The sequence below is a fragment of the Nonomuraea longicatena genome (genome assembly GCF_039525605.1).
GTDB lineage: Bacteria > Actinomycetota > Actinomycetes > Streptosporangiales > Streptosporangiaceae > Nonomuraea > Nonomuraea longicatena.
Window position 1 is genome coordinate 23451 of sequence record NZ_BAAAHQ010000033.1, and the last position, 7073, is coordinate 30523.

General features: G+C 72.8%; 5 protein-coding genes. All 5 read left to right on the forward strand.

The window, feature by feature from the left end:
• Positions 1-163 precede the first annotated feature (163 nt).
• A complete protein-coding gene (gene rsmH / locus ABD120_RS27290) occupies positions 164-1120 on the forward strand; it encodes a 16S rRNA (cytosine(1402)-N(4))-methyltransferase RsmH (RefSeq protein ID WP_343952960.1) in 957 nt (318 codons plus the stop codon).
• Positions 1121-1601: 481 nt separating this feature from the next.
• Positions 1602-2057, forward strand: coding sequence for a hypothetical protein (locus ABD120_RS27295; RefSeq protein WP_343952961.1), 456 nt, complete (start codon positions 1602-1604; stop codon positions 2055-2057).
• 437 nt (positions 2058-2494) lie between these two features.
• The gene (locus ABD120_RS27300; RefSeq protein ID WP_486348452.1) at positions 2495-4174 is read left to right on the forward strand and encodes a peptidoglycan D,D-transpeptidase FtsI family protein; all 1680 of its coding nucleotides are present in this window, start codon (positions 2495-2497) and stop codon (positions 4172-4174) included.
• A 39-nt stretch (positions 4175-4213) separates the two neighbouring features.
• On the forward strand, positions 4214-5734 hold the full coding sequence (locus tag ABD120_RS27305; RefSeq protein WP_343952964.1) for a UDP-N-acetylmuramoyl-L-alanyl-D-glutamate--2,6-diaminopimelate ligase: 1521 nt from the start codon (positions 4214-4216) through the stop codon (positions 5732-5734).
• A partial coding sequence (locus tag ABD120_RS27310; RefSeq protein WP_343952965.1) for a UDP-N-acetylmuramoyl-tripeptide--D-alanyl-D-alanine ligase occupies positions 5731-7073 on the forward strand: 1343 nt, incomplete at its 3' end. The genes ABD120_RS27305 and ABD120_RS27310, both read left to right, overlap by 4 nt.

Genomic DNA, 7073 nt, shown 5'->3' on the forward strand with positions numbered 1-7073 from the left:
CCGCCAACTGATGCACCTTCCCCGGTGTCAGATGACAGGCGAAACGAAGAGGATGCGGATGGGGACCTGGCCGGACGGCACCGGGTGGGGCCCATGTCAAGACCGACGTATCGGCCGTCCGCGTCAGCCGCGAGTAGGACGCGAGAGGGGGGTTGGAGAGAAGATGTCAGAAGCCGGTCACATTCCGGTGATGCTTGAGCGCGTTCTGGAGTTGCTCGCTCCGGCCCTCGGCGGTCCTCGGCCTGTGGTCGTCGACGCCAATCTCGGATTGGGCGGCCACACGGAGGCCCTGCTCGCGGCACACCCGTCGCTTCACGTGGTCGGGATCGACCGTGACCCGTTCGCCGTCGAGTACTCCACACGACGGCTGCGGCCGTACGCGGAGCGGATCTCGCTCGTGCACGCCGCCTCCGACGAGATGGCGGACGTCCTTGCCAGACTGGGACTCGGGAAGGTCGACGGGGCACTGTTCGACCTGGGCGTCTCCTCGCCTCAGCTCGACGAGGCCGAGCGAGGGTTCGCCTACTCCTACGACGCGCCGCTCGACATGCGGATGGACACGAGCCAGGAGCTCACGGCGGAGAAGGTGGTCAATACCTACTCAGCTGCTGACCTAACTCGCATCCTCCGCGATTATGGCGAGGAACGGTTCGCTCCGCGTGTCGCGGCCCTAATCATCAGGGAAAGGGTCAAGGACGCCATAACGTCTACTAAGCGGCTGGCCGACATCGTCCGCGAGGCCATCCCCGCCGCCACCCGGCGCACCGGGGGCAACCCCGCCAAGAGAACGTTTCAGGCGCTGCGCATCGAGGTCAACGCGGAGCTCGCCGCCCTGGAGGCGGCGCTGCCCGCCGCACTCGACGCGCTGGCGCTCGGTGGGAGAGTCGTCGTGCTCTCCTACCACTCCCTGGAGGACCGGCTGACCAAGCAGGTCCTCACGGCGCGAACCAGGGACACCGGTCCACCCGGGCTGCCCGTCCCGCTCCCGGCTCACCAGCCGAGGTTCCGCCTGCTGACGAGGGGAGCCGAGCTCCCGACGGAAGACGAGCTGGCTCGCAACCCGCGGGCCGCCTCGGCCCGGATGAGGGCGGCAGAGAGGATCCGTGTTGACGAGGACTGAGCAGGAGAACCGGAGGAAGGCGCCGAACGGTGGCGGCCTGCCGAAGACCGGCCAGCGCCGCGTTTCGGGCAAGCCGGTGCCGAGGCCGCGCCCCGCCGCCGATCCCGCGCGCTCCGGAGACTCACGCGCCGCCCGAGGATCGCGTGCCGAGAGCGCCCGTGGCGACGGCACCGACAGCAGGGCCGACAACAAGAACGGCAGCCGGTCGCGCGGGGCGGGAGGCACCGAGCGGGCGAACGGCGCGGGAACCCGTACGGACGAAGTCCGCACCGGCGCGAGCCGTGAAGACGGCGGGAACCGCAGGGACGGAGCCAGCCGTGGCGAGGTGCGCCGTTCCGGGAAGGGACGCGGTGACGAGGTCCGCGCGGGCGCTCCTCGTGAAACGCGCGTCCGGCCGCGAAGCGGGGACGCCCGAGCACCAAAGAACAGGGGAGCCGCGACTCACGATACTGGATCTTCGGGGACGAAGATGCGGACTTCCGTGATTTCCCGGCCCGAGACCACAGAGACCGCCGAACCGGACGGTGTCGCCGACACGGTCGCGGAGGTCCGCCCGGAGCGCGAGGGCGCGGTCCGGAGAGTGCGGAAGGTCCGGACCTCCGTACGCGCGCGCAGGCCGTCGGCCCGCAACCGGCGCACCCCCTTCGTCGTGCTGGTCCTCGGCCTGCTCGGTGGCGGCCTGGTGAGCCTGCTGCTGCTCAACACCGTCCTCGCCGAGGACTCCGTGCGGGCCACCAAACTCAAGGGCGAGATCGCCGACCTGCAGCTCAGCAACGAGAGCGTGAAGACCGAGCTGATCAAGCTGGACACCCCTCAGCAGCGGGCCAAGGCGGCGGCCGACGCCGGCGACGTGCGCGACTGGAAGGAACCCGGCGTGATCACGGTGCCCGCCGACGACGAGGTGAGCCAGGTGAGCAAGGTGGGCACGGACAGGTGAGAGAGACCGGCGGCCGGGGGCAGGGCCCCGGCCGCGGACCTGGCGGCGCCGGCTCTCAGGGAGGGCCAGGCGCCGCTCGTCGTACGCCCGGGCGCGCGGCGCGCCCCGGACGGCCGGGGTCCGCCGACGATCCGTTCGACCTGCCGTTCCAGAAGGGCGGCCCCGCCCGCGACGACGGCCCGCCCCGGCGCGCCCCCCAGGGCGACGACCGTCCGCCACGCCGCGTCGACGGCGACCCGGTACGGCGCCGCCCCCCCGGCGAGGGGCGGACCACCGACCCCGGCGGCCGCGTGCCGCCGCCCAGGGGCGGCACGCCGAGACGCGAGGACACCGCGCGGCCGCAGCGCCCACCCCGGCCCCCGGGACCGCCGCCGAGGCCGCCGCTGGTCCTGCGGCTGGGCAACCCGCGCCGCCGCATCAACGTCGGCCTCATCGCCATGGCGTTCGTGCTGTCCATCCTTGGCGGCCGGCTCATCCAGATGCAGGGCATCGACTCCAAGAGGTACGAGGTCGAGGCGCTCAACCAGCGCACCCTCGACGAGGTCATCCAGGCCAAGCGCGGCTCCATCACCGACGTCAACGGCCACGCGCTGGCGCTCACCGTGGAGGCGCGCGAGGTCGCGATCGACCCGTCGGTCGTGCACGCCGACGCCCGCGCGAAGGTCGCGGGCGTCCTGGCGGCCCAGCTCGGCAAGCCGCAGCCGGAGATCGCCGCCAAGCTGGCCAAGGAGAAGACCCGCTACCAGCTGCTCGCCAAGGACGTCGACCCGGTGGTCGCGGCCCGGCTGGTGAAGGCGCAGGTACCGGGGCTGACGGCGCAGAAGCAGTACCGCCGGGTCTACCCCGCGGGCGACCTCGCGGGCACCATCGTCGGTTTCGTCGGCGACGACAACACCGGTCTCGGCGGGCTGGAGGAGGCCCGCAACTCCGTGCTGACCGGCCACGACGGCAAGCAGTCCGTCGAGCGGGGCCGCGACGGCCAGCGCATCCCGATGACGCGCACCCAGCGCGAGGCGCCGGTCGACGGCAGCCACCTGCGCCTGACCATCGACCGCGACGTGCAGTGGGCCGCCCAGGTGTCCATCGCCGAGCAGGTGCGGCGCTCCGAGGCCGACAGCGGCACCGTCATCGTCATGGACGTGCGCACCGCCCAGGTCGTGGCCATGGCCAACGCCCCGGAGCTCGACCTGATCAACTGGCGCAAGGCGCCGCCGTCCCACTACGTCAACCGGGCGGCCGCCGAGGTCTTCGAGCCCGGCAGCACCAACAAGGTCATCACGGCAGCCGCCGCGCTGGAGGGCGGGCACGTCAGGCCCGGCACCGTCTTCCAGGTCAAGGACAACATCAAGTGCTACGACCGGGTCCTGCGCGACGCAGAGCCGCACCCGACCGAGAAGATGACCTTCGAGGAGGCCATCGCCAAGTCGAGCAACGTGGCCACGATCATGGCCGCCCGCAAGGTCGGCTCCCAGGACCTGCACCGGATGCTGCGCGCCTTCGGCTTCGGCGCCAAGCCCGGCGGAGGGGTACCGGGCGAGGAGGCCGGGCTGCTGCCCGACTATCGCGCCTGGTCGGGCAGCCAGAGCTGCACGGTCGCCTACGGCCAGGGCGTGTCGGTGACCGCGCTGCAGATGGCCAGTGTCTACCAGACCGTCGCCAACGGCGGCGTGCGCATCCCGCCGCAGCTCGTGGCGGGCACCACCGACCCCAAGGGCGTCTTCACGCCCGCCCCGGCGGGCAAGCGCACGCGGGTGGTGAGCGAGCGGACCGCGCAGGAGATCACCGCCATGCTGGAGCGCGCGGTGAGTGACGAGGGCACCGGCAACCTGGCCGCCATCCCCGGCTACCGGGTGGCGGGCAAGACGGGCACGGCCAACCGCTACGACCAGCGACTGGGCCGCTACGATGGCTACACGGCCTCGTTCGTGGGCTTCGCCCCCGCCGACGCGCCCGAAGTGGTGGTGCTGTCGGTGCTGCAGAACCCCAAGAAGGAGCATTTCGGCGGACAGGTCGCCGCTCCCGTGTTCAAGGACGTCATGACTTTCGCCATCAAGAGCAGGAAGATTCCGCCGACCGTCTCCGCCGCGCCGCAGGCGCGGATGAGCGCGGGACAGTGACGGGGAAGGTACGCTCTCGCCGTGCGTCCCCCGTCGTCTATGCGTCCGAGCAACAGTCCGCCCCGCCCGCTGACCGGGCTGGCCACCATGCTCGACGCCGATTCAGGTTCCAGCCGCTCGCCGCATGCGGCGATCACCGGCGTCACGATCGACTCCCGCCAGGTCCGGCGCGGAGACCTGTACGTCGCGCTGCCCGGCGCCAGCTCGCACGGTGCGGGCTACGCGGCCGAGGCGATGGCGCGCGGTGCGGTCGCCGTGCTCACCGATCCCGAGGGCCGCGAGGCGGCCGTCGCCACGGGCCTGCCGGTACTCGTCATCCCGCAGCCGCGCGGACTGCTCGGCCAGATCGCCTCCTGGGTGTACGGCCAGCCCGCCCATGATCTGAGCGTGCTCGGCGTGACCGGCACCAGCGGCAAGTCCACCACGACCTTCCTGCTGGAGGCCGGGCTGCGCGCGGCCGGTCAGACCACGGGCCTGGTCGGCGGCGTCGAGATCCACGCGGGGGACGAGCTCTTCGAACCCCGGCTGACCACCCCGGAGGCCACGGAGCTGCACGGCCTGTTCGCGCTGATGCGCGAGCGCGGCGTCTCCTCCGCGGTGATGGAGGTCAGCAGCCACGCGCTGGCGCTGGGGCGGGTCGACGGCGTCTTCTACGACGTGGCGCTGTTCACGAACCTGTCGCAGGACCACCTCGACTTCCACCGCGACCTCGACGACTACTTCGCGGCCAAGGCCCGGCTGTTCCAGCCGGAGCTGAGCCGCGTCGGCGTGACCAACCTCGACGACGCCCACGGCCGCGAGCTGCTGGGCGTGGCGAAGGTGCCGATGACGACGTTCTCGGCCGAGGGCGACCCCGAGGCCGACTGGCGTGCGCTGGACGTCCGGCTGAGCGCCGACGGCAGCTCCTTCCGCATCGTCGGGCCCGGCGGCGTCGAGGCCGACGCGCGTGTCTCGCTGCCCGGCCCGTTCAACGTCGCCAACGCGCTCGGCGCGGTCGTGGTGCTGGTCGAGGCGGGTATCCCGCTGCAGACCGCGGTTCGCGGCATCGGCTCCCTCGCGGGGGTGCCCGGCCGGATGCAGCGCATCACCGCCCCGGAGTCGCCGTTCCAGGCCGTGGTCGACTACTCCCACAAACCGGGCGCGGTCGAGTCGGTGCTGCGCTCCCTGCGTACGGTCACCTCCGGCACCCTCACCATCGTGCTGGGCTGCGGCGGCGACCGTGACACCGGCAAACGCCCGATCATGGGACAGATAGCCGCAGAACTCGCCGATGTGGCGATTTTCACCAGCGACAATCCCCGTACCGAGGATCCGCTCCGTATCCTTGCCGCGATGATGGAGGGCACGCTCGCCGTTCCGCAGCACGAGCGCGCCCATGTGATCATTGAGCCCGACCGCGCCGCAGCGATCGGCCTGGCGATCGGCCGGGCCGAGCCCGGCGACGTGGTCGTCGTGGCGGGCAAAGGCCACGAGCAGGGCCAGTACGTGTCAGGCGAGGTGATCCCCTTCGACGACCGCGAAGTGGTCGCCGAAGCGATCCACAGGAAGGTTTACCCATGATCCCGTTGCCCTTGGCCAGGATCGCCGAGCTCACCGGTGGCGCCCTGTCGGGCACGGCCGACCCCCGCGCGGTGGTCCGCGGCCCCGTCGTGATCGACTCGCGGCAGGTCGAGCCGGGATCCCTGTTCGCCGCCTACCGGGGCGAGCGCGCCGACGGGCACGACTTCGCCGCGCAGGCCGTGCGCGCGGGCGCCGTCGCCGTCCTGGCCGGACGTCCGGTCGAGGTGCCGACCGTGGTCGTCCCCGACGTCACCGCGGCGCTGGCCGCCCTGGCCACCTCGGTCGCGGCCGAACTGAGCGCCGCCACCGTCATCGGCGTGACCGGCTCGGCGGGCAAGACCTCCACCAAGGACCTGCTGGCCCGCCTCACCGGCCGCATCGGCCCGACCGTCGCGCCAGTCGGCTCCTTCAACAACGAGATCGGCCACCCGCTGACCGTCCTGCGGGCCGACCACGAGACCCGCTTCATGGTCCTCGAACTCAGCGCCCGCGACGCCGGGCACATCGGCTACCTCGCCCGCATCGCCCCGCCGTCCATCGGCGTGGTCCTCAACGTCGGCACCGCCCACCTCGGCGTCTTCGGCGGCAAGGAGGCCATCGCCAAGGCCAAGGGCGAACTCGTCGAGGCGCTGCCCGCCACCGGGGTCGCCGTCCTGAACGCCGACGACCCGTACGTGCGGGCCATGGCCGAGCGAACCGACGCCAGGACCACCTTCTTCGGCCGGGGCGAGCAGGCCGCCATCCGCGCCCAGGACCTCGTCCTCGACCAGCGCGGACGCGCCTCCTTCCGGCTGTGCACACCCTCCGGCGACGCCACCGTCACCCTGCGCCTGTACGGCGAGCACGCCGTCGACAACGCCCTGGCCGCCGCGGCCGCCGCCTACGAACTGGGCCTGCCGGTCGCCACCATCGCGGCCGAACTGTCGGCCGCCGAGCCCCGCAGCCGCTGGCGCATGGAGGTCACCGACCGCCCCGACGGGGTCACGGTGATCAACGACGCCTACAACGCCAACCCCGACTCGATGCGCGCCGCCTTCCAGGCCCTTGCCGCGCTGGGCGCCGGGCGCAGGCGCTTCGCGGTCATCGCCGCCCTGCGCGAACTCGGCGAGGACGGCCCGGCGCTCAACGCCGAACTCGGCCGCCTGGCGGGCGGCGCGGGCCTGGCCGGCCTGGTCGTCGTCGGCCCCGACGCGGGCCCGGTGCTGGAGGGCGCGCACACCGCCGCCCACCCCGCGCCCCCGGTCCGCTCGCCCGAGGACACCCCGCCCTACGGCATCCCCGCCTACGGTGCCCCGGCGCCCCCCGGCCTGCCCCCGCAGGGTGCGCCGGGCGGCACCCA

What these genes read in the sequence shown, in the direction of transcription:
- rsmH (WP_343952960.1), top strand. Translation starts at nt 164, where the DNA reads ATGTCAGAAGCCGGTCACATTCCGGTGATGCTTGAGCGCGTTCTGGAG.
- ABD120_RS27300 (WP_486348452.1), top strand. Translation starts at nt 2,495, where the DNA reads ATGGCGTTCGTGCTGTCCATCCTTGGCGGCCGGCTCATCCAGATGCAG.
- ABD120_RS27305 (WP_343952964.1), top strand. Translation starts at nt 4,214, where the DNA reads ATGCGTCCGAGCAACAGTCCGCCCCGCCCGCTGACCGGGCTGGCCACC.